A 23,745-nucleotide genomic window follows, 5' to 3' on the forward strand; every position below is an offset into this window, starting at 1 on the left:
ATGCGCTCGATTTTCGACACAATTCAGACCGGGTGTAGACTTTCGTCATCAATCAGATCGCGTGACGAAAAGAGGCTCGAATGCCCACCTGTCAGGTCTGCGGCCGCGAACTTGCGCCCGCCGCGCGCGGCCGCCCGCCCAGCTACTGCTCCCGCGCCTGCCGTGCGCGGGCCTACCGCGAGCGCGTCTCGGCGAAACAGGAACAGGCCGCCGCACCGGTGGAGGCAGCCGTCCCCGGTCTGTCCGTGGAGCGGGTAGTGCGTGCGGCGATCGAACTGGTCGACCGCGAAGGCACTTCCGGCCTGTCCATGCGCCACACCGCCGCCGAACTGGGCGTCGGGGTGATGTCGCTCTATCGCTACGTTCCGGGAAAGGAGGAACTGGGTCGACTGATGATCGATGCCGTCTTCGGCGACCATCCCCTCCCGGAACCCGGCCCACCGTGCTGGCGGGCCAAGCTGGAGCTGTCCGCTCGCCAGGAATGGCAGATCTACCTCGACCATCCCTGGGTTCCGCAGCTTTTCGCGCTCACCACCAGACCACCGATCGCCCCGCGGATGATGGTCTACACCGATTGGCGCATCCGCGCGGTCGACGACCTCGGACTCGACTTCCCCACCATGGTCCGGATCGCGATCATGGTGGGGAACCACGCGCAGAGTTCGGCGTATGCGCTTGCCAGAGAACAGTTCGCGAAGCACACCCGCGAGGAGTGGCTGGGCGCGCGCGACGCGCAGATCCGGCAGGCGCTGGCCGTCGGAACCATGCCGATGATCGCCCGCTTCGGTGTGGACGCATTCGAAGCGTCGCAACCGGAGAGCGTTTTCGAGTTCGGACTGCGGTGCTTGCTCGACGGTGTAGACAAAATGATTGTGGGCAGCCGGTCTAGGTGAACAGCACTCGAACCTCTCGGTGGCGGCATCGGATCGCGATCGGATTGCTCACCGCCGCATGCGCGGCAGGGTGCGGCACCTCGGAGGACAGCGCCCCGCCCGCGTGGTCCGGCCCCGTGCCGATACCCGCCGTCACCATCACCATCGAACACCAGGACTACACCGGCACGCCCCCGATCACACCGGGCGCGGTGCTGACAGTGGTCAACCTCGATTCGGTGAAACACAGCATCACCAGCAAACGTCCCGGCCTCTTCGATCACGAGATCGGCCCGGGCCAGACCATCACCTTCACCGCACCCGACGAGGTCGGCTCGCACCCCTTCTACTGCCGGTATCACGCGAACATGGAGGGCGCGTTGAGTGTCCGGCGTTGAATACCCGGATTCCGCGCGCCGAGCCGCGTGGTGGGTCGGCGGCCTCGTCGACCCACCCGTCGCCGCCCCGACATTTGGGGGCACGTACCGCGTCCGATTCTCGGTAACGCCGGCCGCGAATCATCCGATGCTCACTATGTCTGCAATTCGTTGCGGCACAGTAAGTTTCGTGTTGTCAATCGGTATCGAGGGGAAGCCATGAATATCAAGTCATGCGCGTTTACCGTACTCGCGGCGAGCATTATGGTCGGCACTGTCGGGTGTGGCGCGAGTTCGTCGCCATCCGGCGCCACCGGGACGTCCGTTTCGGCACAGGCCGGTGCGTCCGCTACACAAAACGCGGTGGATCCGAAACCCGCTGCTACGCCGGGCATTTCGGCGTCGAGTCCGAAATCGACAGCAAGGCAGGAGCCCACAGTCGACCATCCGGTGACCGCGCCCGCGGAACCCGCACCGTATGGCAGCGGACACGGTCTGTGCTTCGATGTGAACTCGGCACTGGCCGCCGAGGCACTCGCCAAGTTGGGGCCGCCCCCGGTCGGAGGCACATGGGTTGTTCAAGGCGGCAGCGACGATCCGATCCAGGCAGGCTGCTCGGGTGTTTTGTCGTGGATGCAGGTGGAGTGGCAGGGCATTCACCCCGGCACCCACATCCTGTTCTTCACCAACGGCACCTACCTCGGCACCGCGACATCGAAGCCGTACGGCTACACCGAAATACTCGGCAAGACTCGGGACACCGTCTCGGTGCGATACCGCTGGGCAAAGCCCGACGATGCGCTGTGCTGCCCGCAGGGCGGACCGAGCGTGGTGACCTTCACCCTCGACGGAAACTCGGTCCACGCGAACGGACAATTCCCGCCGGACAACTGAGCCGCGCTACACGCAGTAATGGCAGGTTCCACTGGCAGGTAGCTCGATGAAGCACTCGACGCACACCGCCGCGCGGGCAGGCTCGGTTTGCGGCTTGGTCGCCTGCGGGGTCGTGCTCGTCGAGCGGCTGCCCGCCACCTTGGGCGTGAGCGGCGGGGCGGTCGGCTCGGCGGGCATGGCGGCGCCATGCTGCTCGTAGCACTGCCACCGGGCGTAGGCGGCATGTAACTCGAGGTCCTTCGGAATCGGCAGCCTGGCGAGTTCCAGCACGTACTTGTACATATCGCCGACGGTGTGGTCCTCCTGCACACAAAGCGAGGTCAGCGGCGGTTCGCCCGCATTGTGGCAGCGCCGCGCGACCTTGCGCAGAATGGCATCCATCCACATCCGCGTCGGCGCACCGGTATGCACCCCGGACGCTTCCTGCACCCGCTCGGCCAACTCCGTCACAGTGACGAAGTTCCCGTACTCCGTGGCGATCTCGGACAGCTGCGCATGTGCCGCGACAGCCCATGCCACCGTCGCCTCCCGCAACGTCACCGGGACGCCGTCACCTGCCCGCCATGCCCCCGCTGTTGCGGATACCGAACTCTCGATCACCCGATCAAGTTATCGCGCCGCCCCGCGACCCGCCGAACGCCCCCACGCTCCGGCGGCCGATCAGATCACCATGCACCTGGTTCCGCACGCGATGTTTGCCGCCGGCAGCGCTCGGTGATCTTGTTCCTAGCTTACTAGGATGCTAGCATCGACGTGTGGGCGACGAGGACGTGAAGCAGTTCAACGTGTATTTGCCGGTGGGCTTGATCAAGCAGGTCAAGTTCCGAGCAATCGAGTCCGGTATGTCGCTGTCGGCATTGGTCGCGGAAGCACTGCGGGGATACCTCGACGACGCCCACGATCAGCAACCGTGAGCACGATAAGGAGAGACGAGATGACGACGCAGGGCATCGAAGGCGTATTCGTCGAGACGCACAATTGGGGCAAATCGGCGCGGTTCTTTCAGGCGCTCGGTTTCGAACCCGAATTCACCACAGACCACAATTCCGGACTGTTCCGCAATGGCGATGGTCCGTATGTATTCATCGCCGAGATCCCGCGCAGCCAGACCCCGCAGACACAGCTCGTACTGACGGTGACCGAGCCGGATGCGTTCCGGCCGAGCAGTGATGTCGAGGTGGTGACGCCGTTCGAGGAAACCCATTACGGGACAAAGGAAATGACGGTCCGCGACCCGGACGGTCGGGTATGGAGTCTGCAAGTCGGAAAGGTCGGCTGAACCATGCAACAGGTCATCGGCCCCGAGAGCACGGCGGAGCGCGTGGCGCTGTGGCGCGCCTTGCATGTCGAGATCGATCCGGCGCCGCATGTACTCGAAGACGAGATCGGGCTACGACTGATCGATCCCGACGACGAATGGCGCGCCCGAGGAGATATGGCCCCCGAGACGACCAGCCTCTCGCGTGCATGCGTCGTGGCGCGCGCCCGTTTCGTCGAGGATCTGGTGGTCGAACAGGCGACGCGTGGCGTCGATCAGTACGTCATCCTCGGCGCCGGGCTCGACACATTCGCCCAGCGTCGACCCGAAATCGCTTCCAGGATGACGGTATTCGAGGTCGACCAGCCCGACCCGCAGGCATGGAAGCGGCAGCGGTTGGTCGAGCTCGGCTTCGGAATTCCGCCCTGGCTGCGGCTGGTCCCGGTCGATTTCGAGGCCGAATCCTGGTGGGACCGACTCATCTCCGGGGGCTTCGACCCGTCGCGTCCCGCGGTGGTCGCCGAAACCGGCGTCTCCATGTACCTCACGCGCGAAGCGAATATTCAGACCCTGCAACGGATCTCGACCCTCGCACCCGGATCCACCCTGGCCATGACGTTCCAACTGCCGCTGGACTTATTGGATGCCGAGGAACGCCCGATACGCCAGGTCGTCGAGAATGCCGCCCGAGCAAGTGGCGTGCCATTCCTCAGCCTGTTCAGCCCCGACGAACTGATCGAGCTGGCTGAGGCAGCGGGTTTCGCATCGACACAACATATTTCGACATCCATCCTGACCCAGCGCTACTTCGCCGACAGAACTGACGGTCTGCGACCCCCTAGCGCGGAACAGTTCCTGGTGGCGACGACTTGACGACGTCGGTGGCGCCCGGCCGTCGCGGAGTCCGTTGTTCGAGCCGTTTTCGGATGTCGGCCGCCGCGCCGTAGCAGTCGGGCATGGATGGATCGCGGCGGTCGAACTACCTCCGCCGAAGAGCGTTGGCGCGCGAGCCTGCATCCCACAGTCGTATGGAGTTCACGAACGACTGTGGTGCACAGGGTGCCGCGCTACCCGACGCGCGCCGCCTCGCGCGCGAGAATGCGGGCGCGTTGTTCTTCGAACCGGATGACGTCGCGGCCGAGTTTGTCGAGGTACTCGGCGAGTTCTTCGCGACTGCGTGCACCGCGCGCGGTGAAGTCGGTGCGCTTGAAGACATTCCAGATTCGCAGGACCGGCATCAACACCTCGTCCAGGTGCTGACGCAGGTCGTAGATCCCGTGCTTGACCATCAATACGCCATTGCGACGCCAGTTCGGCATGCCGTTGCCCGGCATGCCGAACGTCTTCACGATTTTGGTCACCGACTCCATCGTCTGGTCCGGAGCGATATCGAACGCGGCACCGGTGACGTTGCGATAGAACATCATGTGCAGGTTCTCATCGGCCGCGATGCGCTGCAGCATCCGGTCGGCGATCGGGTCGTCGCAGACCCGTCCGGTGGTGCGATGGCTGACCCGGGTGGCCAACTCCTGGAACGTCACGTACGCGACCTGATCGAGCACACCGCTGAAGCCCTCCGGCGCGTGTACACCGCGGGTCAAATGCACCATGCGGTCGCTCTCCAACGCGACAGGATCGACAGCGCGCGTGCATACGAGGTAGTCGCGCATGGCGATGGAGTGGCGGTTTTCCTCGGCGGTCCAGCGGCCGACCCAGGTGCCCCAAGCACCGTCCTGCGAGAAGTTCTCGGAGATCACGCGGTGGTAGGAGGGCAGGTTGTCCTCGGTCAGCAGATTCGTGATCATCGCGACCTTGGCAACCTCCGAGAGCTGCGACTGCTCGGGATCCCAGTCCACGCCACCCATTGCCAGGAAGTTGCGGCCCTCGTCCCATGGCACATAATCATGCGGGCACCAGTCCTTGGCGGTGGCCAAATGCCGGTCGATATTGGCCGCAACTACCGGCTCCAGCTCGGTCAGTAGCTCGATCTGCGTCAAATCCATTGCTATGCAGCGCCTTTCGATTCGGTGGAAGCAACCACGGAACGTACCGCTGTTCACGCATTTCCTTGACTACGCAGCCTTGCCGCACCCCTACCCTAATCGAGCGCGACCGGTTCGGCGCAGATCGGGCAGGCCCGGTTTGCTGGCAACCGACCGACGAGACGCATGCCTGGCAACGGCATCTGGCTGCGGCGCTGAGCCGCTCCGTCGAATCCAGCGGCAGGACTGCTGACCTATCGCCGCGCGAGGATCTCGTCGGGGTCGAGGCCGCGGTCGATACCATGCGCCACGACCGCTTGGCCCGGCGCGAGTTCGAGCCGGTTTCCGTCGAGGTAGACCTCGATCTTGTCGGGCTCGAACGACACCAAACCGCGTACGCGGCCCACTTCTGGCCAGGCATCCACGTACGACCATGCGGCGCGGCTGCGCGCGCCGATGTCGTAGTAGCTGGCCAGGCCCTTGTAAGGGCAGAAGGTTTGACCGTCCACCGATGTCAGTTCCGATTCGTCGACGTCCTCTCGCGGCACATACCAGCGTGGCGCGAATCCCGACTCGTACAGCACCACTGGTCGGTGGGTATCGGCGATGGTGCGGTCCCCGTCGCGGACTACCAGATGTCGTGAGGTGGCGCGGACATCGTTGCGGTGATACGGGTCGGCGGCATGGCCGACGATCCGCTCATCCTCTTCATAGAAGGCATCCATCGCGCGCCAGGCGAAGGCCACGCGATCGCGCAACTCGCCCGCGTAGTCGGGCAACTCGATGTGCTGCCAGGCGGCCCGCTCGGCGCTGTGCTCCCCCGCTGTCACGGTGAACCAGGACGTCGTACCGAGATCGCGGTGCTGTGTTCGGCGATCCGTCTGCCGCAAGACACCCTGTTCGACACCCTCGAGCGGGAAGTAGGCCACCGGATAGTGACCCGGCTCGTGGAGCAGGACCACATCGTCGCTTTCGGCGATCCATTCGTCACCGAACCGCACCCGCATGCGCCGACGCAGTGGCTCCGCGAACAGCAGCCGCTCGGGCAGCGGTTGCTCGGTCAGGAACCGGCCGACCGATCTCGGTGAAAGTGGTCCCTGCTGCCATGACAGCCCCATAATCAGCTCCCTCCACTCGGACGCGCTCGAAGTACTTCCGATAGGGCCGAGCCATCGGTCGCTCAACCTTTCCGACACTGATCGCAGTGCAGTCTCTGAGCGACCCACTCGACTCACCGCACCGTCTTGGATGTATGGCTACCAGCGTATTCCGGCCGATTGTCATCGACACCGAGCATCCGCGACAGCCTCGCACCGACGGTGAGCCGGAGTAGCGTGAATAGAGCAACAACCGAGGAGACGAAACCCATGGCTTCTTTGCTCTCGGTCAACGTTGGTATGCCCAAAGATGTCGCCTGGCAAGGACGAACGGTCCGTACCGGAATTTTCAAGTCGCCGGTGAGTGGTTCGGTGCTGGTGCGCAAACTGAATATCGATGGCGATGGCCAGGGAGATCTCAACGGCCACGGTGGTGAGCAGCGCGCTGTGCTCGTGTACCAGATCGACTCGATCCGGTATTGGCAGCACTACTTCGGGCACACCGGTTTCGAGTTCGGACAGTTCGGCGAAAACTTCACGGTGGAGGGGCTCAGCGACCAGGAAGTGTGCATCGGCGACCGGTTCTGGATCGGAGATGCCGAGTTCGAAGTGACCCAGCCCCGGGTTACCTGTTTTCGCGTCGGCATGCGGCTCGGCATACCGACATTGGCGGCACTGCTGGTCGCCCACCACCGGCCCGGCTTCTATTTCCGGGTCATCACCGAGGGGCGTGTTCAGGCCGGCGACCGGATCACCCGCACCCGACGTGGAGCGCACCACATGAGTGTCGCCGCGATCGACGCACTGCTCTATCTCCCCGACCGCGATCCGAACGACCTGTCGACCGCACTCGACATTCCGGCACTCAGCCCGGGCTGGCAGCAATCGTTCCGGGAGCTACTGGCCAGCGAACACGCCGACGCGCCGACCAGCGGTGTCGAACCGAGCTGGAGCGGCTTCCGTGCGATGGTCGAACCGAGCTGGAGCGGCTTCCGTGCGATGGAGGTTGTCGATATCGTCCGCGAAAGCTCGACCATCGTTTCGGTCTACCTCGCGACAGCTGACCGAGCCGACCTGCCCAACGCGCTGCCCGGCCAGTACCTCACACTCCGCTTCCCCGGTGCGGGTGACCCCGCGCCCGTCCGCAGCTACTCGCTGTCTTCAGCACCCGGCAGCGACACCTACCGCATCAGTGTCAAACGTGAGGGACTGGTCAGCACTTACGTGCACACCCAACTGCAGACCGGCACCATCGTTCAGGTCGCCGCACCACGCGGTGACTTCGTCCTCACGGCAGGCACCGAACCGGTGCTGCTGATATCCGCGGGCGTCGGCGTCACGCCGGTACTCGCGATGCTGCACCAACTCGCCGCCCATCGCAGCAACCGTGACGTGTGGTGGCTGCACACCGCACACAACAGCGACGAGCAGGCGTTCGCCGATGAGGCACACCAATTGCTGCGATCACTACCCACCGCTCATGAGCACGTATTCCACACTGCTCCCGCCGCCGGGATTACGCCGCACCGATTGACCGGCAAAACACTCGCCGACCTCGGTCTGCCCACCGATGCCACGGCGTACCTGTGTGGACCGCAACGCTTCATGACCGACATCCGCGAAGCACTTACCGAACTGGAGATCACGCGCATCCACACCGAACTGTTCGGAACGCGAACACCGATCAACCCGGGGGTGACCACCGTGTCGAGCACCCCACCCCACCAGCCACCGGGTACGCCGGGTACCGGCCCTTTGGTCACTTTCGGTCGCAGTGGCCTGTCCACGCGCTGGCAGCTCGATGCGCGATCACTGCTCGAACTCGCCGAGGCATGTGACGTGCCCACCCGGTGGTCATGCCGCACCGGCGTGTGCCACACCTGCATCACCCCGCTACTGGCTGGAGCCACCACCTATCTACCGGACCCGCTGGAAGCCCCCGACAACGGTCAGGTACTGATTTGTTGCGCCCGCCCGGACAGCGACGTCGTGCTGGATCTGTGAGAGTGACCGGTCGCTACCTCACATCGTGTCGACGAAGCCGCCGTCGATCCGCAGATCGGATCCGGTGATATTGGCGGACCGGTCGCTGGCCAGGAATACGACCAGGTCGGCAACCTGTTCCGGAGTGGTGAATCGGCCCATCGAGGCAGCACCGGCGGTCGCGGACATGACCTCTTCGGGGGTCTGACCGCTGGCGTCGGCGATCATGTCGGCCACTGCGCCATCGTCCAGCCACAGCCCGGTCGTCACGGGGCCGGGGCTGATGGAGTTGACGCGAATGTTCTTCGGCCCCAATTCCTTTGACAAGGCCTTACCGAAGTTCGTGACGGCGGCCTTGGTGGCGCAGTAGTCGTAGATCCCGGGGTCCGGGGAGTACGCGTTGACCGATCCGATGATGACGATCGATCCACCGCCACGGCGGTACATCTGCGCCAGAGCGGCCCGGGTCGGCCGCACCGTCCCCATCACATTCAGGTCCCAGGATGCCTGCCACTGGTCGTCGGTAACGTGCGCGATTCCGCCCGGTTGCACGGCGACCGCGCCGACGTTGTTCACCAGCACATCGATGCCACCGCGGTCCGCCGCAGCCGCAACCAGGTCATCCGCACCGCCGGGCTGCGACAAATCGGCGGATACAAAGGTCACCGTCCCGGCCTCCTCCAGCGTCTCGAGACCGGGCCCTCTGCCGCGCGATCCGGCCACGACGTGGGCACCAGCGCGCACCAGCGCCTGCGTGATCGCGAGCCCGATACCTTTGCTTGCGCCGGTCACCACGGCGGTCTTGCCCGACAGATGTAGATCCATGCTGTTGCTCCCGTCGCCAGCTCCATTACTGTCGGATCAGGATTGGGTTGCGGCCAACCCTGATCGGTCAGACCGTGAGGACCATGCGGTATCGGGCCCGTCCCTGCTCCATAGCGGCATACGCCTCGGCGGCTTGGTCCAGCGGCCGTTCTTGGATTCGCGTGCGCACGCCGGATTGGACCGCGAATTGCATCGTTTCCTCGATATCCCGCGCGGTGCCGGAGGCATGGCCGGTGACGCTCAGCCCGTCATTGATCAACTGCATCGGGCTGATCGGCAGTGGCTCGGTGGTGACGCCAATGGTGATGAGCTCACCGCGAGGTAGCAGACCACCGACCGTTTCGGCCATTGCTGGCGCGCTGCCCACAGCACCCAGAACAGCCGACACACCGCCGAGCCGCCGCAGCGCTTCGCCGACGTCGCCAGCAGTCGAGTCGATGTAGTGGTGGGCGCCGAGCGCCCGAGCGTCCTCCGCTTTGCCCGCGCCGCGTGCGATCGCAATCGTTTCAAAGCCCATCGCGCGGGCGAACTGCACGCCGAGGTGGCCCAATCCGCCGACCCCCAGAATGGCGACACGGTCGCCGGGTACCGCCTTGGTTTCGCGAAGCGCATGGTAGGTGGTGACTCCGGCACAACCCATCGGCGCGGCCTCGGCCAGCGAAAGCGCGTCCGGGATGCGCGCCAGCGCATTGGCCGGCACGATTACCGACTCGGCATATCCGCCGGGGTACTGCCAGCTGGGGACCTGCAGGTTCTGGCAGTAGATGAAGTCGCCTTTCCGGCATGGGACGCACTTGTTGCAGTGCCCACCGAACCAGCCGACAGCAACGCGGTCACCGACGATGTAGTTGTCGACGCCGGCGCCGAGTTCGGCGATGGTGCCGGCGATCTCGTGCCCGGGTGTCAACGGCCAGGACATGTCCGGAAATGCTCCGCTGACGAATGCACGGTCGGTGCCGCAGATCCCACACGCGGAGACCGCCAGCCGCACATGATCGCGAGGCGGTGAGGCTGTTTCAACATCGACCAGTTTCAGTGCCGCACCAGCGGACTGCACGTGCACAGCCTGATGAGTAGACATCGGTATCCTCGCTTTCCTGGGGAGCGGCGGCGACGCGGCCCTCAGCACAGCGGACCGAGGCAGCGGCGCCGGCAATTCTCGAACGGTAATCGGGCACCAGATGAAACATCGGTTCTCACGGTTTATCTTTTGTTGCCTTCAGCAACCCCGGATGCCATCGACGCTGTTCTCGCCTACAACGATGGCGCCGGCGGAACCCCGGTCAGCACTACCTGCTCAGGCCACTGCGCAATGGCCAGCCGACGAGTCGCCATTCCATCCCGCGGCGTCGCACGCCCCACCGCAAAGGCACCGGCCGAAAAGATGCTGTGGGAATCATACGTCCGCTGGTCTCGCCATCAGGTGACAATCGTCGATGCCGCGGCCTGCACGAACGCGGGCGTCTCGATCGAAGCACTCGCCTAGCAGCCGGCGCGGGTCGTGCGCAATGTGCCGACAACGGCGGCCGTCGCGGTGGCGGTGACGTCGTCGACCCAGTGCGGAATGGGCTCCGCACCCCCGATGTACTGGCGTACGAGTCCGTAGGGGATGGCCTTGACCGCAGCCATCGCGATCGACGTACGGTGCTCGTCGGCGGCGCCGAACTCCGCGACGATGGCGCCGCGCAGCGCGTCGTTCATTCGGTCGTTGACCGAGGCGATATCGGCGCGCAGCTCATCGGGGCCGACTCCGAGAAGCTCCTCGCGCCGGAACATCTGCATCGCACGAGCTTCGGTGGGATGTTCGCGACAGTACTGCGGCAGGTACACCGCCGCGGCGAGCAGTGGGTCGGCTCCGGACAGGGCGGCGATGAACCCGATATGGAAGCGCCGGATCGAACGCAGCCACAGCCGGGCGAGCAGCTCCTCGCGGGAGGCGAAACGCACGTAGATCGACCCGGTGTGCACACCGGAGGCAGCGCTGATCGCGGCGATGGTCGGCCGGGCGATCGCCGGGTCGGCGAGCAGATCGCGCGCCGCGTCGAGGATCTGGTCATCGGTGAATCGCCGAGGTCTTGCCACGCGGGACAGCTTAAGGCAAGGTTTCTGAATGTGGATTCAAAAACTAGATTCCCGTTGGCGGGCAGCCTGTTCACCTTCATCGGATCGGCTCACACCGTGCTCGGCGCCGTCATGTGGGCGATTGGCGACGAGAAGGCCGAGCTCTACTTCTGGTTCACCGCGTTCGGTGTCGCCGCCGTCTGCCTCGGTATCGCCGTGACCGAGATAGAGCGAAGCCGAGGCTACGTACCGGCGCCGGTCCTCGCCGCAATCGCGACTCTCACCATGTTCGGCCTCGTCTGCGAGCCCGTGTCAGGGTTTCTCACCGTCCTGATACCTCTGGCCCTCGGCGTCCGCGAATGGATGCGCCATCGCCGCAACGCCGCAGTCCCAGCCTGATAAGCCGAGCCCAGCCCGATCCAACACCGCCCGACAGGTCTCCTCGTGTGCGCCGCCAAGCTCCCGACCACAGCGCCACCCAACACCGAGCTACCAAGATCGCCCGGATAGTTCAGTCGTCCTGACCGAAGGGATCCGATCGGCCATAGCCCGACAATCAGCACCGGCACATCAGAGAGACCCGTGCCGCTCACCGCGATCCGTCCAACCACTGCCACGCAAAGACGTTCGAGAGGCATCGAACGCGGTGTCGCAGATCATATTTCGCCGCTCTCCCGATGTATTGGAGGAAGTGCTCTAATTGGTTTTAGAGAACGATGACTAAAACGGAAAGGTGAGCGACGATGCCGGTAGCCGTCATGCACGTGCCAACAGGTCCGAGGTCCCCGGAGGCGGCGCGATGACAAGTGCTCGGCACGTTCCCACGAACACTCTCGTTGTGATTGCGACGGTGTTGGCCGCGGCGTCGATGATGGGGTTCGGGGTCTGGATGCGGGTTGATCCCGCTGGATTCGCCGACTGGGCGAACTGGCCCAACCATGTGCACTTTCTGCACGACGCGGGTGTCTTCCAAATCGGCATCGGGCTGATGCTGCTGTGCGCACTGTGGTGGCGCGACGCACTCGCGGTCACGCTGGCGGGGTTTGTGTTCGCCAATTCCTTCCACGCGATCAACCATGCGCTGGACCACGAACTCGGTGGCAACGACTCCGACTTCTGGACACTCGGGCTGGTGTCGGTAATCGCCGCTGCCGCACTGGTCGTCCGGCTGCGGACACAGCGAACGGAGGCCGCCCGATGAAAATTTTGCTAGCAGGCGCTACCGGGACACTGGGCAGTGAACTGGTGTCGCAACTGATCGACGCCGGGCACACGGTAATCGGATTGTGCCGGACCGAGACCGGAGCCCGACGACTGGCTGCGGGCGGAGCCGAACCAGTGCTCGCCGACATCATGGACGAGCGTGGACTGCTGACAGCTCTCGAAGGCCGTGCGGCCGACGCGGTGATTCACGAAGCCACCGCGCTCACCCAGACCCCGACGGCGCATCGCCATCTCTATGCGACCAACGCCCTGCGCGACATGGGCACCACGCATCTGCTGCGGGCGGCCGAAACCGTCGGTGCGCACCGATTCATCACCCAATCATTCTTTCTCGGCTACGGCTACCGCGACCACGGTGACGATCCGGTCACCGAAGACGCCCCCTTCGGCGTACCCGCAGGCGACTCGTTCGACCGCCACCTGCGTTCGATGCTGTCCAACGAGAACCAGGTGCTCTCCGCGCCGGGGATGGATGGCATAGCCCTGCGCTACGGCCTGTTCTACGGTCCAGAGGTCAGCACCTACACCCTCGCGGACATGGCGCGCAAGCGTCGACTGCCGGTCTCGCGACCAGCGGGCGTCACCTCACCCATCCATATCGTCGATGCCGCGGCGGCGACCGTCGCGGCCCTCGAGAGGGGGCGCGGCGGAGAGCCGTACAACATTGCCGATGACCACCCCGTCGGCTTCGACGAATACGTCCGAGCCATCGCCCGAGCGGCCGGAGCCCCAGAACCGCGCCGAATACCGTCGTGGCTATTGCGAGCCACCCCGTATATGCATGCGCTGATGGTGCGCACCCGCATTCGCCTGTCCAATGAAAAGGCCAAACGCGAGCTGAATTGGTCGCCTCGATTCCCGTCCTGTCACGAGGGACTTTCTGCGATCGACTGGGGCTGAGCGCCGATTCGGAATGACCCAGGCGAAATTCGCCGGGCAGAGAGGTTCGCAAGATGACTGCTGACGACATACCTCGGGACAGCGGCTCCGATGTACGCGGGATATTCGAGAAGATTGCCGGATACTACGATCGGATGAACTTCGTCATGACCCTCGGCCGCCATGAACAATGGTGCCGAGAGGTGGCCGCACGAGTCGCGCCGCCGGTGGGTGGGAAACTCTTGGATTTGGCCACCGGGACAGGTGTGATCGCCTTGGCAGCGGCACGCAAGTATCCTGCCGCGAGTGTGACAGGCATCGACTTCTCGGAGGAAATGCTGAGTCGGGCCAGGACCAAGTCGGGGGCGGGCGCGGTTCGATGGCAGGTTGCCGATGCAACACGGCTACCGTTCGAGGACGAATCTTTCGACGGGATTACCGAAGGCTATCTACTCCGAAATGTCGATGACCTCGGCAGGGTTCTTCGCGAACAGCATCGAGTTCTCAAACCCGGCGGCCGACTCGTAGTGCTCGAAACCTGCCCCCCGAGTGGCCCGGTGAAATCGGCTGCGAAATGGGCGCTTGGAAAAATGGTTCCGCTATTGGGGCAGATCGTGGCGCGCGACCGAGCATCCTACGCCTATCTCGGATCCACCACACTCGCCTTCGTGTCACCACAACAGCTAGCCGACATTCTGCATGAACTCAATTTTCGGGAAGTCGGGTGGCGCAAGAAATTCTTCGGTACGAATGTCATATTGTGGGCCACCAAATCGAAGTGATCAGCCTCTGGGTTCACTCAGCTCAATAGCGCGGCTGCCGCCCGCTCGGCCAGGTCGGCGGCATCACTCGGAATCGGGCGACCCGACCGTAGATAGCGCCGGATCATCGCGGCGGGCACGTCCACCACTGCCACCAGCACCCGCTCGGCGGTGCGGTCATCGCCCCCGCCGAGCCGACGGATGACATCGGCGATCGCCTCCTGCACGGCGGCATTGCCCCGTCGCGTCGATTCCCGTGCCGCATCGTCCCATTCGCGCAGTCCGAGTTCCTCCGCCCCGGCCGCTACAACGGCCGCATCTCCCGGATGCCGGCGCGCCCAGTCGACGGCATGCCGGGCGGTCCGCCGCACGGCCAACTCCGGCGGATCGATGGCGAGGGTCGCGAGAACTCCTTCGTGGAAACGAGTCAGGGTGCGCAGCCACAGCGCGGACAGCAGGGCGGACCGGTCCGGAAACCGGTGGTACACCGACCCGCTGGGCGCGCCGGCCGCCCGCGCTACCGCAGACATGGTGACCGCCGCCGGACCCGACTCGGCCAGCAGGGTCGCGGCGGCATCGAGCAAGCGGTCCGCGCTGTGCTTGGCCGGTCTTCCCATGGTGTGGAGACTATGCTCGAATTCGTTTTAGAGACAATTCTCTAAGAGGGGTGCTTCGGGCCATGGCCGTCCTGAATGTGCAGTCACGGCGCCTATCAGCACCCGGCCACTCCATGTCCTGGTATACGCCTGGCAACCGCAGTACCATCGCCCTCAGATCCCGTCTGCTGAGTCACTGCCGCCCATGCGCCGGAATTACCCATCATCGCGGATGACAGGAGTGCCATGTCTCAAGTCACGTTCTCGGTGGATGGTCTGCACTGTCAGGGATGCGTCGGAACGGTCGAGAAGGCGATCTCGGCGATTCCCGACGTCCATCGGGTCAGTGTCGACCTCGATATCGAAGGACCGTCGACGGTGACGGTCGATGCCGATCACGAACTGCGCGCCGACGAAATCCAGCGCGCACTTCGCAGCGGCGGAAACTTCACGTTGGTCTGAACAGCCCGAGGTCCTATGTCATATCGATGACCAGGACTTCACCGACCACGTCCGGCTCGGTAGTCGAGCCGGACGTGGCGAGTGGAGCGTACGGCCGATGCTCGATCAGGCGGGATTGTCGAGTCGGCGCTCGAAGTGCGCAGCAGGCTTCCCCGCCCCGATCAGAGGCTTTGCACCCCAAGCGATCTGCGAACATTTCGCCGATCAGCAACAGGCTCTGCTGCGAGATGCCGGCTCGACGATAGGTTTGCACTGGGACGAGCGCGGGTCCCGCGGAGGAATCGGCCCGCCATCACGCCAGGGACTAGCAGCTCGGCTAACACGCGACCTTTTGGCAGGCAGGACACAGCCCATGCAGAGTCAGACCTGCGGTGTCGGCGAGTTCGAACCGGCTGCCGCGGCTGGCGTGGTCCAGCGCGGTTGTCAACTGTTCGGCGGGGACTTCGATCACCACCGAGCACCGCGTGCAGACGGCATGGTGGTGGGGATGCACGGTTAGACCGTAGCTCGCGGCCCGCTCCCCAACGGTGAGCACGTGCAGGGCACCCATCTCGACCATCCGCGCGAGGGTGCGATAAACCGTGGTCAAGTCGACGGGTTCCCGACGTTCGGTGAGTCGCGCAACGATCTCCTGCACCGTGAGGTGTCCCGCTGCCGGGTTGCTGGTCAGCACCGACATCACCGCCAAACGCGGTGCGGTGCAACGTAACCCGCAACTGCGCAGGATCGATCGTGCGCGCTCGACCGCCGGGTCGCCGGATGCACCCGCGGTAAGCATCGGCCTGGTGTCGTGGTCGATTACGGTCTGGCCCACGAACGGTGCAGCGGTTGTCGCCGAATCGTCGACCTCGTTCATGGAGTACCTCGTTCGCCACGGAACCGCTTTCCTCATCTAACGCTACTATCTGCGTATGAATGCAGATGATCTGGTAACGCGGTTACCACATGATCAGCTGCGTTGGTCGTCGACCGGTTGAGGATGTTCGCCGATTCGACCCGTGTTCGGACACTGTTGGCTTCGATCGATGCCGTACTGTCTGTGAACGATCTGGCTGGCCATGTCGGTAAGCAAAACACCGCAGGTGTCCCAACGCCTGACGAAACTGCGGATGGCGCGATCGGTGCGGGCCCGCGATGAAGGCAATCGCTGCTCTATCGGCTCACAACAACCAGGTGCGTCAACTGTTTCTCGGCACGGCCCATATCGCCGCATATCGGTCCAGCAGCACCGAGGCGGTGTCGATATCAGTGCCCGGCGAACCCGCTCGAGACGGAAAGGAAATGCAGAGATGACCGACCAACACACCCATCACGAGCCGCATTCTCACGCGCACAGTCACGGCACACTGACCCATACCCACGCCCACACCACACACGAGCATGACCATGTCGAACACGAACACACCCATACCCATGACGGCGTGGAACATTCGCATCGCCATGTGCATCAAAGCGATCTGCTCGACGATCACTCGCACACCCACGACTGAGCTGTACCGGGCGGGTCATTCGGGCTGTTGGACCGGCAATCGAGTGCGCGCGTGGATGAGGTTGGCTGCCAGCAGTAGTTCGCGGTCGGCAAGGACGGCGGCCGGTGTTGCCTCAGCGAGGATCGTGTGGTCCTCGCCGAAGACGACGCACCGGTCCGCGAGTCGATCCAGGCTGTCGAGGTCATGGGTGGCCAGCACGATCGTTTTGCCCGCGTCGGCGAGATCCTCGATCAGTTCGGTCAGCCACTCGCCGGTGCGTGGATCGAGCGCGGCGGTCGGCTCGTCGAACAGCAGTACCTCCGGGTTCATCACCAAGACGGTGCCGATCGCGACGCGCTTCTTCTGCCCACCCGAGAGCTGAAACGGCGCACGGTCGGCGATATCGGCGATGCCGAGCAGGGCAAGGATGTCCGCGACCCGGGCCGCAATGCGGTGACGGTCCAGACCGAGTTGCAGTGGGCCGAAAGCGAGTTCGTCGCGCACCGTCGGCGAGAACACCTGCGCATCGCTGTTCTGGAACACGAAGCCGATCCGTGATCGGAAGCCCATGTTCATCTGTTCGTCTTCCAGGGCGTCCTCGGTAACCTTTTCGCCGAACGCGGTGTAGGTCCCGCTGTCGGGAAACATCAAGCCGTCCAATATTTTCAGCAGCGTGGATTTGCCACAGCCGTTCGCTCCGATCAGCGCGACCTTCTCCCCCGCTGACACCTCGAGCGATACCCCGCAGAGGGCATCGAACCTTCCGAGGTACTGGTATCGAAGGTCTGCACACTTCAGGATCGGCTCGTTGTTCGAAGGCAGACGACAGCTCTGACCGGACACGGACTCCTCATCCGGCGATGGCATGCTCACCCACCAACAGGGCTGCCCCGAATACCGCAACAGCGACGGCGAAATGCAGGTCGCTGCTCGACGGTCGCGGCTGGGCAAGGACTTTCGCATCACCGCGATATCCACGCGCGACCATCGCTTGATGCACCTCCTCCGACATCGCCATCGCTTTCCCGATCATCGCGCCAGCGGTGGCGAACACGAAACGACGCGCGTACTTGTCATGCTTCTCGGCGCCGACCGTGCGGGCTTTGCGCGCCTGGTACATATCGGTGACGGTCGCCAGCAGTAAGAACAAGTACCGATAGGCCATCCCGATGATCAGGATGAACATGCGCGGTACGCCGAGAGTGCGCAGTGCGGCCAGCAGCCGCGTCCAAGACGTTGTCAGCGTCAACAGCGCGACCACACTGATCGACGACGCGACGCGGGCCACGACCAGCAATGCCGACATGAGACCTTGCCGGGTGATCCCCTCGGCTCGACCGTGCCAATGCCACAGAGTCACGATCACGTCGCCGCCGGTGACCACACTCAATGTCGCAGGGATCAACACGATCCCGGTGAAAATCGGGACGAACAGCCACACCCGTTTGACGAAGAATCCGACCGGCAGTGCACTACCCGCTGCCAGGACCAGCGTCGCGGCATACAGCACAATCAGTGCTGCGATGGTGTGCAGGAACGCCCCGACCAGCAAAAGCCCGAACAGGGTGACGATCTTGACGCGGGGATCGATTCGTTGCAGCAACCCATGGTGGGCGGAGGTGTCGTCGCTGAACATCACCTGCCGCAATAGGTCCGCACCGCCGGTCAGCGTCTTCTCGACATAGGACCCCTTGCGGCGCTTGCCGATACAGCCACACGGGCACAATGCGACATCACGAGTGAGCAACCAGTTCGGGGCCGACACCGGACGCGGATCGGTAGCCGCTGGGGTGGTCATGCGCCGGTATCGGCCGGACTGCGGGTGGGTTCGGTCCGCGCCCCGCTCCAACGGCGCGAGCCGAGCATGCGCAAGCCGCTGGCGACGAGGTAGACCGCCGCGCCGACCACGATGATCCCCACCGCCGCCGACAGCAGGTAGCCGATATTGGGATGGGAACCATCGGAGAATCCGTAATCGCCGAGCAATGTGTGGTTCCAGAACCCGGCATACTTCGCAAGCCCCGTCGGCACCGTGCTGAGCCCGAGATCGCTGAGATCAAGGTCGGCTGGCGAATCTTCACCGAAGGCACCGCCCGGCGCCAGCAAACCCAGCGGCGTCAACAGCACCAGCGCCGCCATCACCGACAGTGCGACCGCGACCGGGCGCAGTTTCGGTTTCGGCGCCGCGTTGTCCGCCGCATCGACGGGCACTCCCGCATTGTTGACCTGCAGCAGCGGAACATTGGCTCGCTGCAGGTACGCGACGACACCACCGGCAAGCGCGCCCTCGGCGATCCCCGCGATCAGCAGATGGGCAAACAGCATCGCTGGCAACGCCTGCGACAGATGGTAGGGCGAATACAACGGTGTGCCCGAGGCATCGTGGAACAGATCGGGCTGGATGCCCAGCTCTATGCCCACACAGATGGCGGCGGCATTGAGGCCGACGTAGCCGCCGACCGCGGTAGCCGCGACCCGACGCCATGAGGTCAGGGTGCTCCCTCTGGCCAGCAGTCGATAGATCCCATAGGCGACGAACGGCAGCACGACGCCCATGTTGAACACGTTGACACCGAACGCGAGTACGCCACCGTCTCCGAACAACAGTGCTTGGAAGGCCAATGCGACGGCCACGGCTATCAGCGCCGCCCACGGCCCCAAGAGCACCGCGATCAACGCGCCGCCCACCGCGTGCGCCGTCGTACCGTCCGGGATCGGGATGTTGAACATCATCACCAGAAACGACGCCGCTGACAGCATCGCCAGCGTGGGGACCTGTCTGGTCTTGACGACATTCTCGACCCGCCGCGCCGCCACCGCGACCATCGGCACAGCCACTGCGTAACCCACCGCGCAGGTCGCCGGCGATAGATACCCGTCAGGAATGTGCATCGAAACTCCTCCGGGGTCTATCTGCAAGTTACTGGCATCAACGGTAACCCTCGGACACGGCGCGGACCAGCGCATCGCACGAATCGTCGCCGAGCAGAGATGGCCGTCGGACGCAGCGAAGTCGACATCGTCTGCACCGGCGACCAACTCGAAAACACCGCAGCCCCGGCCTGATCGACAGTCCACCTCGACCGCCAGCCACCGCCTGTCGACGCGGCAACGCCTCGGCAAGCACGGAGTGCCGTTCTCCTTCGCCGGTACCGACCGCGCAGGAAACATCTCGAAATGCCAGTACTTCAACACATTTCGTGTAGTTGCGGCTGATGCAGTGCAGGCAGGGCGCATCTTCGTCGATGAGCCGCTGGCCATCTCGACACCAACTTGACGCACTGCGAAGCGCCCCTCCTCGGGACCGGCGACCGTGGCCTTGCGTAGCCGTTCCAGAACCGCGGGTAGTGCGTGGATGTCTGGAACCGGGAAGGTGCTCGGTCCGACTATTTCAGCTCGGGGTTGTCTATGCGGCGGTGCGGTTGGAAGGAGTGGGGCGTGCAGATGGGTTCGCGGGTTCGTTCGGATCGGGTGGCGATGGCGTCGGTGACCGGGATGCTCACTGCGGCAATGGGGTTTTCGATGTTGCAGTTGTTCCTGCTCGGTGCACTGGGTCCGCGGATCGTGCCGGATCTCGGTATGTCACCGGCGATGCTGGGCCTTACGACAACCGTCGGGTTCGGGATGGCGGCGTTGCTTTCACCGATGGCCGGGCGGATGGTGGATGCGCTCGGCCCGCGCCGATGTCTTGCTGCGCTGTTGGGGCTGGTTACTGTGGCGCTGACGCTGATCGCTGCCGCGCCGGCGTATTGGGTGCTGTTGTTGGCGGTGGGGTTCGGTGGTGCGCCACAGGCGTTGGCGAATCCCGCAACGAACAAGGCGATTTTGGCGGTGGTCCCTGCCGCGCGCCGGGCCGGTGTGACCGGCACCAAGCAGTCCGGTGTCCAGTTCGGAGCGATCGCGGCCGGACTGCCGCTGACGGCACTCGCTTCGGTGGCGGGATGGCGGGCATCGGTGTGGGTGGCGGCGGGAACCGCGGCCGTGGCGGCGCTGTGGGTGTGGCGGACATTGCCCGCTGATCCGAAACGAGACGAACAAGCCAGCGCCGCTGCGGGATTCGCAGCCAGGCCGATCGGGGCGGCGACCGTGGGTGTGGTGCCGTGGCTGACCGTGTTTTCGGTGTTCCTGGGTGCTGGAATGGCGTCGATCAATACTTATCTCGCGTTGTTCGGGGAGCGTCGGTTGGGGTTGAGCGCCGCTGCGGCCGGGATGTTGGTCGCGGTGCTCGGCGTTGCCGGTATCGCGGGTCGGATCGGCTGGGCGCGGGTCGCGGGGCGGGCGGGTGTGGCGGTGGTGTTGCCTGCGGGGCTGGGGTTCGGGTCGGCGGTGTCGGCGCTGTTGTTGGCTGTGGCTCCGATGGTGAGCGGCCTGGTGTGGGTTGCGGTGGTTTCGGTGGGCGTGTTCGGGATGGCGGGCAATGCGGTGTCGATGGTGCTGGTGATCCAGCGGGCCGCACCGGGGCGGGCCGGACGGGACTCCGCGCTGGTCTCGGCGGGCTTCTTCGCGGGATTCGCTGTGGGGCCACCGCTTTTCGGTTCTCTGGTGCCAAGGATCGGTTACAGCTCCGGTTGGCTGATGGTGGCCGCGGAATTCGCCGTCGCGGCCGGCGTGGCGGCGATGTGGGCGATGCGCGATCGGGTGCACGCATGAGCGCATGGACCGCAGCCGCGTTGGACACCATGCTCGGCCGTGTCGCCGACACCCACGAGCAGGTCGGCGACCGGTTTCCGTTGTACGCCGACAGCAGATCCGGTGAATGGGTGAGCACGGCGCGGGGGTCGTGGACCGGTGGTTTCTGGGCGGGATTGCTGTGGCTGCGGGCGCTGCGCAGCGGCTCGGAGATCGACAGGGCCACAGCGGCGGAGGTCTCCAGTCGGCTGGCCTCGTGGGTTGCGGCCGATACCTCGACGCGAGGGTTGATCTTCTGGTACGCAACGGCTCTGGCAGCTGGACGCGGAGCTGACGCAGCTGCCGCCGAACTGCGTGACGCAGCCGCGCGCGCGTGCGCTGCCGACTTCGACCACGAATTGGGTGTACTGCCTTGGGGTTCGGCATTCGGTGGCCCCAGATTGCTGGCGCGGATGGACGGGGTTGCGGGTCTGCTACCGCTACTGGCCGCATCGCAGGCCCCCACCGGCCTCGCGGCGGCGCGGACGCATATCGATACCCACCTGGCCCGATGGCGTGCTGAGCCCATGGGTACACCGGCCTGGGAATGGACCAACAGCTCCTGGGTGCCGTGTCCGCAGCCGCAGCCGGGATGGAGTCGGGGCCGGGCATGGCTGCTGCTCGGACTCGCCGACGCCACCTGGCATATCGATCCCGATTACCGTTACGTCGCTGAGGAATTGATCGACTACGAGTCGCCCCTGATCCCGGCCGCCGAGACGGTGCCGTCCGCGCCGCCGGACACCTCCGCGGCCGCGATCGAGGCCGTAGCTTTACTGAAACTTGCTGCTGTGCAACATGATTCGTACAGCACCGCGCGGTTGCGGAGTCGAGCGACGGACATCATCGAACAGCTGGTGACAACCCACCTGAGCGGCGCAACCAGCGCGCGCCCCGCCGGAATGTTGCTGGATGGCTGCTACGATCTCGATCGCGGATCGGCCACCGAACACGAACTCGTTTGGGGCGACTACTTTCTCGCGCTGGCCCTGGCAATCCACATCGATCTCGTCGGGCCATTCGATACTTGAACCGCCCTCACCGCAGCACACGGCGGGCCACTGCCTCGATGTGCAGTTCGTCCGGTCCGTCGAGGATGCGTGCCATCCGGCCCGTCCTGAGCAGTCCGGGCAATGCGGTGTCGGGGCCCAGCCCGGCGGCTCCGTAGACCTGGATCGCGGAGTCGGCGACTTGCTGCAGTGTTCGGGCCGCCGCGACCTTTGCCAGTCCGGCTTCGATCCGCGCATCGTGACCGGCGTCGATGAGCGCGACGGCCTTGTGCACCAGGGGGCGGGCACTGCGGATGGCGAGCAGGGACTCGAAGACGTGCTGCTGCACCAGTTGTCGATCGGCTAGTCGGCCCGTCGCCTGGGTTCTGATGCGGGCGCGGTCGCACATCAATCGGAAGGCTCGCTCTGCTTGGCCGAGCCAGCGCAGGCAGCGCAGGGTGCGACCGAGTTGCAGGCGTTCGCCCGCGATGCGCAGAGCGCCGCCGCGTTCGCCGATCAGGTGAGCGGCGGGCACGTGGACTTCGTCCAGGGCGATCTCCCACTGTCCGCCGACGCCGAGTATCGGCACTTCCCGGACGATACGGACGCCGGGAGCGTCGGTGGGAATCAGCAGCAGGGACAGTCCGGCACGGTTCGCCGCGGTGCCGTCGGTGCGGGCCAGCACCGTGATCAGGTCGGCGTCCGCGCCGCCGCTGACGAACCATTTGCGGCCGGTCACCGTCCATGAGCCGTCGGGTCGGGCGGTCGCGCGGGTGGTTGTCATGGCGGGATCGGTGCCCGGGGTGTCGGGTTCGGTCATCGCGTAGGCGGCGCGCAGTTCTCCGGATACCAGTCGTGTCAGGTAGGTCTCGCGGATCGGGTCGGTGGCGTGTTGTTGCAGCATCCGCACATCCAGCAGCGACGCCGACCCGAGCACCGCGGGCCCGTGGTCGCTGGCGCCCTCTGCCTCGGCCAGTCGCGCATAGTCGGCGAAAGGCAGCCCTTGCCCGCCCAGCGCAGCGGGCAGTGGCAATGCCCACAGTCCCGCCGCCCGTGCGGCCGCCTTCAGCTCAGCCGATACCGCGGCGGCCGCGGACCCGCCCGCGTCGAGCTGTGTCTCTTTCGGCACCACCTGGTGGTCGATGAAGGCCGTGACCCTTTCGCGCAGTGCCTCCGGATCTGAATTCGGTTGTACCGCAGGGGTTGGGACGCCCGTGGTCGGCACCGAACTCCCAGATGTGAACGACTCCATGATTTCTCCTCCGCACTGGCCGGGAACCCGGGGACTAGACGGTCCGACTGCTGTGTTCGTGGAACTGGTCGGTGGCGACCGCCGCCGAGTTCCCGA

The 23,745-nt window shown here is 65.0% G+C and carries 27 protein-coding genes and 1 pseudogene; 16 read left to right on the forward strand and 12 right to left on the reverse strand.

All coding sequences use genetic code 11. The annotated features are described in order from the left end of the window. Positions 1-80: 80 nt before the first annotated feature. From AB0J29_RS20455 to AB0J29_RS20465, 3 genes are all read left to right on the forward strand, one after another. A complete protein-coding gene (locus tag AB0J29_RS20455) occupies positions 81-893 on the forward strand; it encodes a TetR/AcrR family transcriptional regulator (RefSeq protein WP_364788206.1) in 813 nt (270 codons plus the stop codon). Beyond that, complete coding sequence (locus tag AB0J29_RS20460; RefSeq protein ID WP_364788209.1) at positions 890-1,270, forward strand: hypothetical protein; 381 nt, start codon at positions 890-892, stop codon at positions 1,268-1,270. Before AB0J29_RS20455 ends, AB0J29_RS20460 begins: the two co-directional genes overlap by 4 nt. A 198-nt stretch (positions 1,271-1,468) precedes the next feature. Next, on the forward strand, positions 1,469-2,143 hold the full coding sequence (locus AB0J29_RS20465) for an LppP/LprE family lipoprotein (protein ID WP_364788212.1): 675 nt from the start codon (positions 1,469-1,471) through the stop codon (positions 2,141-2,143). 6 nt (positions 2,144-2,149) lie between these two features. Here AB0J29_RS20465 and AB0J29_RS20470 read toward each other — a convergent pair whose 3' ends face one another. Continuing rightward, a complete protein-coding gene (locus AB0J29_RS20470; RefSeq protein WP_364788215.1) occupies positions 2,150-2,743 on the reverse strand; it encodes a hypothetical protein in 594 nt (197 codons plus the stop codon). 155 nt (positions 2,744-2,898) lie between these two features. Here AB0J29_RS20470 and AB0J29_RS20475 point away from each other — a divergent pair, with 155 nt between their 5' ends. From AB0J29_RS20475 to AB0J29_RS20485, 3 genes are read left to right on the forward strand one after another with little or no spacing between them, the layout of a single operon-like run. Beyond that, on the forward strand, positions 2,899-3,057 hold the full coding sequence (locus tag AB0J29_RS20475; protein WP_364393553.1) for a CopG family transcriptional regulator: 159 nt from the start codon (positions 2,899-2,901) through the stop codon (positions 3,055-3,057). A 20-nt stretch (positions 3,058-3,077) separates the two neighbouring features. Continuing rightward, positions 3,078-3,422, forward strand: coding sequence for a VOC family protein (locus tag AB0J29_RS20480; protein WP_364788218.1), 345 nt, complete (start codon positions 3,078-3,080; stop codon positions 3,420-3,422). A 3-nt stretch (positions 3,423-3,425) separates the two neighbouring features. Beyond that, entirely contained in the window at positions 3,426-4,274 is an 849-nt protein-coding gene (locus AB0J29_RS20485; protein WP_364788221.1) for a class I SAM-dependent methyltransferase, read from the forward strand. A gap of 194 nt (positions 4,275-4,468) precedes the next feature. On the opposite strand, the gene AB0J29_RS20490 is transcribed toward AB0J29_RS20485, so the two are convergent. After that, on the reverse strand, positions 4,469-5,410 hold the full coding sequence (locus tag AB0J29_RS20490; RefSeq protein ID WP_364788421.1) for an acyl-ACP desaturase: 942 nt from the start codon (positions 5,408-5,410) through the stop codon (positions 4,469-4,471). A gap of 227 nt (positions 5,411-5,637) precedes the next feature. After that, on the reverse strand, positions 5,638-6,501 hold the full coding sequence (locus AB0J29_RS20495) for a DUF427 domain-containing protein (protein WP_364788224.1): 864 nt from the start codon (positions 6,499-6,501) through the stop codon (positions 5,638-5,640). A gap of 249 nt (positions 6,502-6,750) precedes the next feature. On the opposite strand from AB0J29_RS20495, the gene AB0J29_RS20500 reads away from it, so the two are divergent. Next, the gene (locus AB0J29_RS20500; protein ID WP_364788227.1) at positions 6,751-8,484 is read left to right on the forward strand and encodes an MOSC and FAD-binding oxidoreductase domain-containing protein; all 1,734 of its coding nucleotides are present in this window, start codon (positions 6,751-6,753) and stop codon (positions 8,482-8,484) included. Positions 8,485-8,502: 18 nt separating this feature from the next. On the opposite strand, the gene AB0J29_RS20505 is transcribed toward AB0J29_RS20500, so the two are convergent. The 3 genes from AB0J29_RS20505 to AB0J29_RS20515 all read right to left on the reverse strand — a co-directional run bounded on the left by AB0J29_RS20505 (position 8,503) and on the right by AB0J29_RS20515 (position 11,370). Continuing rightward, complete coding sequence (locus tag AB0J29_RS20505) at positions 8,503-9,288, reverse strand: SDR family oxidoreductase (protein ID WP_364788230.1); 786 nt, start codon at positions 9,286-9,288, stop codon at positions 8,503-8,505. Positions 9,289-9,355: 67 nt separating this feature from the next. Further along, entirely contained in the window at positions 9,356-10,369 is a 1,014-nt protein-coding gene (locus AB0J29_RS20510) for an alcohol dehydrogenase catalytic domain-containing protein (RefSeq protein ID WP_364788233.1), read from the reverse strand. A 401-nt stretch (positions 10,370-10,770) separates the two neighbouring features. Beyond that, positions 10,771-11,370 (reverse strand): TetR/AcrR family transcriptional regulator, encoded by a 600-nt coding sequence (locus AB0J29_RS20515; protein WP_364788236.1) that lies wholly within the window; start codon positions 11,368-11,370, stop codon positions 10,771-10,773. Between the two features lie 30 nt (positions 11,371-11,400). Here AB0J29_RS20515 and AB0J29_RS20520 point away from each other — a divergent pair, with 30 nt between their 5' ends. The 4 genes from AB0J29_RS20520 (at position 11,401) to AB0J29_RS20535 (ending at position 14,234) form a co-directional block, all read left to right on the forward strand. Further along, a complete protein-coding gene (locus AB0J29_RS20520) occupies positions 11,401-11,748 on the forward strand; it encodes a DUF6463 family protein (RefSeq protein WP_364788239.1) in 348 nt (115 codons plus the stop codon). Between the two features lie 439 nt (positions 11,749-12,187). Beyond that, positions 12,188-12,550: a hypothetical protein gene (locus AB0J29_RS20525; RefSeq protein ID WP_364788242.1), complete on the forward strand. Its 363-nt coding sequence runs from the start codon at positions 12,188-12,190 to the stop codon at positions 12,548-12,550. Continuing rightward, positions 12,547-13,473 (forward strand): NAD-dependent epimerase/dehydratase family protein, encoded by a 927-nt coding sequence (locus AB0J29_RS20530; protein ID WP_364788245.1) that lies wholly within the window; start codon positions 12,547-12,549, stop codon positions 13,471-13,473. Before AB0J29_RS20525 ends, AB0J29_RS20530 begins: the two co-directional genes overlap by 4 nt. Before the next feature lie 53 nt (positions 13,474-13,526). Then, positions 13,527-14,234 (forward strand): ubiquinone/menaquinone biosynthesis methyltransferase, encoded by a 708-nt coding sequence (locus tag AB0J29_RS20535; RefSeq protein ID WP_364788248.1) that lies wholly within the window; start codon positions 13,527-13,529, stop codon positions 14,232-14,234. 17 nt (positions 14,235-14,251) lie between these two features. On the opposite strand, the gene AB0J29_RS20540 is transcribed toward AB0J29_RS20535, so the two are convergent. Further along, positions 14,252-14,830 (reverse strand): TetR/AcrR family transcriptional regulator, encoded by a 579-nt coding sequence (locus AB0J29_RS20540; protein ID WP_364788251.1) that lies wholly within the window; start codon positions 14,828-14,830, stop codon positions 14,252-14,254. A 225-nt stretch (positions 14,831-15,055) separates the two neighbouring features. On the opposite strand from AB0J29_RS20540, the gene AB0J29_RS20545 reads away from it, so the two are divergent. Then, positions 15,056-15,271, forward strand: coding sequence for a heavy metal-associated domain-containing protein (locus AB0J29_RS20545; protein ID WP_364788254.1), 216 nt, complete (start codon positions 15,056-15,058; stop codon positions 15,269-15,271). 316 nt (positions 15,272-15,587) lie between these two features. Here the strand turns inward: AB0J29_RS20545 and AB0J29_RS20550 are convergent, their stop codons facing one another. Further along, on the reverse strand, positions 15,588-16,127 hold the full coding sequence (locus tag AB0J29_RS20550; protein ID WP_364788257.1) for a Fur family transcriptional regulator: 540 nt from the start codon (positions 16,125-16,127) through the stop codon (positions 15,588-15,590). A gap of 433 nt (positions 16,128-16,560) precedes the next feature. Here AB0J29_RS20550 and AB0J29_RS20555 point away from each other — a divergent pair, with 433 nt between their 5' ends. Beyond that, on the forward strand, positions 16,561-16,761 hold the full coding sequence (locus AB0J29_RS20555) for a zinc transporter Slc39a7 (RefSeq protein ID WP_364504569.1): 201 nt from the start codon (positions 16,561-16,563) through the stop codon (positions 16,759-16,761). 15 nt (positions 16,762-16,776) lie between these two features. Here the strand turns inward: AB0J29_RS20555 and AB0J29_RS20560 are convergent, their stop codons facing one another. Genes AB0J29_RS20560 through cbiM form a run of 3 tightly spaced genes read right to left on the reverse strand, consistent with a single transcriptional unit; the run spans position 16,777 to position 19,632 of the window. Then, positions 16,777-17,703 carry an ABC transporter ATP-binding protein gene (locus tag AB0J29_RS20560; protein ID WP_364788424.1) on the reverse strand — a complete coding sequence of 309 codons (927 nt, stop codon included), beginning with the start codon at positions 17,701-17,703 and terminating at the stop codon, positions 16,777-16,779. Next, a complete protein-coding gene (gene cbiQ / locus AB0J29_RS20565) occupies positions 17,591-18,538 on the reverse strand; it encodes a cobalt ECF transporter T component CbiQ (protein WP_364788260.1) in 948 nt (315 codons plus the stop codon). Before cbiQ ends, AB0J29_RS20560 begins: the two co-directional genes overlap by 113 nt. Further along, positions 18,535-19,632, reverse strand: coding sequence for a cobalt transporter CbiM (gene cbiM, locus AB0J29_RS20570; RefSeq protein WP_364788263.1), 1,098 nt, complete (start codon positions 19,630-19,632; stop codon positions 18,535-18,537). The genes cbiQ and cbiM overlap by 4 nt, the downstream gene beginning before the upstream one ends. Positions 19,633-19,831: 199 nt before the next feature. Here cbiM and AB0J29_RS20575 point away from each other — a divergent pair. The 3 genes and pseudogenes from AB0J29_RS20575 to AB0J29_RS20585 form a co-directional block, all read left to right on the forward strand. Next, positions 19,832-19,924, forward strand: a pseudogene (locus AB0J29_RS20575) (short-chain fatty acyl-CoA regulator family protein); the annotation flags it as partial. A 260-nt stretch (positions 19,925-20,184) separates the two neighbouring features. After that, the gene (locus AB0J29_RS20580; RefSeq protein WP_364788427.1) at positions 20,185-21,390 is read left to right on the forward strand and encodes an MFS transporter; all 1,206 of its coding nucleotides are present in this window, start codon (positions 20,185-20,187) and stop codon (positions 21,388-21,390) included. Beyond that, positions 21,387-22,439, forward strand: coding sequence for a hypothetical protein (locus AB0J29_RS20585; protein ID WP_364788266.1), 1,053 nt, complete (start codon positions 21,387-21,389; stop codon positions 22,437-22,439). The genes AB0J29_RS20580 and AB0J29_RS20585 overlap by 4 nt, the downstream gene beginning before the upstream one ends. Before the next feature lie 7 nt (positions 22,440-22,446). Here the strand turns inward: AB0J29_RS20585 and AB0J29_RS20590 are convergent, their stop codons facing one another. Beyond that, entirely contained in the window at positions 22,447-23,649 is a 1,203-nt protein-coding gene (locus AB0J29_RS20590; RefSeq protein ID WP_364788269.1) for an acyl-CoA dehydrogenase family protein, read from the reverse strand. Between the last annotated feature and the right edge of the window lie 96 nt (positions 23,650-23,745).

Origin of the sequence: Nocardia sp. NPDC049707, from assembly GCF_040674855.1 — a bacterium.
Classification (GTDB): Bacteria; Actinomycetota; Actinomycetes; order Mycobacteriales; family Mycobacteriaceae; genus Nocardia.

Bases quoted from the DNA above. Each gene is read 5' to 3' on its own strand.
- AB0J29_RS20455 (WP_364788206.1), top strand. From the start codon at position 81: ATGCCCACCTGTCAGGTCTGCGGCCGCGAACTTGCGCCCGCCGCGCGC.
- AB0J29_RS20465 (WP_364788212.1), top strand. From the start codon at position 1,469: ATGAATATCAAGTCATGCGCGTTTACCGTACTCGCGGCGAGCATTATG.
- AB0J29_RS20480 (WP_364788218.1), top strand. From the start codon at position 3,078: ATGACGACGCAGGGCATCGAAGGCGTATTCGTCGAGACGCACAATTGG.
- AB0J29_RS20485 (WP_364788221.1), top strand. From the start codon at position 3,426: ATGCAACAGGTCATCGGCCCCGAGAGCACGGCGGAGCGCGTGGCGCTG.
- AB0J29_RS20495 (WP_364788224.1), bottom strand. From the start codon at position 6,501: ATGGGGCTGTCATGGCAGCAGGGACCACTTTCACCGAGATCGGTCGGC.
- AB0J29_RS20500 (WP_364788227.1), top strand. From the start codon at position 6,751: ATGGCTTCTTTGCTCTCGGTCAACGTTGGTATGCCCAAAGATGTCGCC.
- AB0J29_RS20505 (WP_364788230.1), bottom strand. From the start codon at position 9,288: ATGGATCTACATCTGTCGGGCAAGACCGCCGTGGTGACCGGCGCAAGC.
- AB0J29_RS20510 (WP_364788233.1), bottom strand. From the start codon at position 10,369: ATGTCTACTCATCAGGCTGTGCACGTGCAGTCCGCTGGTGCGGCACTG.
- AB0J29_RS20530 (WP_364788245.1), top strand. From the start codon at position 12,547: ATGAAAATTTTGCTAGCAGGCGCTACCGGGACACTGGGCAGTGAACTG.
- AB0J29_RS20535 (WP_364788248.1), top strand. From the start codon at position 13,527: ATGACTGCTGACGACATACCTCGGGACAGCGGCTCCGATGTACGCGGG.
- AB0J29_RS20540 (WP_364788251.1), bottom strand. From the start codon at position 14,830: ATGGGAAGACCGGCCAAGCACAGCGCGGACCGCTTGCTCGATGCCGCC.
- AB0J29_RS20545 (WP_364788254.1), top strand. From the start codon at position 15,056: ATGTCTCAAGTCACGTTCTCGGTGGATGGTCTGCACTGTCAGGGATGC.
- AB0J29_RS20550 (WP_364788257.1), bottom strand. From the start codon at position 16,127: ATGAACGAGGTCGACGATTCGGCGACAACCGCTGCACCGTTCGTGGGC.
- AB0J29_RS20555 (WP_364504569.1), top strand. From the start codon at position 16,561: ATGACCGACCAACACACCCATCACGAGCCGCATTCTCACGCGCACAGT.
- AB0J29_RS20560 (WP_364788424.1), bottom strand. From the start codon at position 17,703: ATGCGAAAGTCCTTGCCCAGCCGCGACCGTCGAGCAGCGACCTGCATT.
- cbiQ (WP_364788260.1), bottom strand. From the start codon at position 18,538: ATGACCACCCCAGCGGCTACCGATCCGCGTCCGGTGTCGGCCCCGAAC.
- cbiM (WP_364788263.1), bottom strand. From the start codon at position 19,632: ATGCACATTCCTGACGGGTATCTATCGCCGGCGACCTGCGCGGTGGGT.
- AB0J29_RS20580 (WP_364788427.1), top strand. From the start codon at position 20,185: ATGGGTTCGCGGGTTCGTTCGGATCGGGTGGCGATGGCGTCGGTGACC.
- AB0J29_RS20585 (WP_364788266.1), top strand. From the start codon at position 21,387: ATGAGCGCATGGACCGCAGCCGCGTTGGACACCATGCTCGGCCGTGTC.
- AB0J29_RS20590 (WP_364788269.1), bottom strand. From the start codon at position 23,649: ATGGAGTCGTTCACATCTGGGAGTTCGGTGCCGACCACGGGCGTCCCA.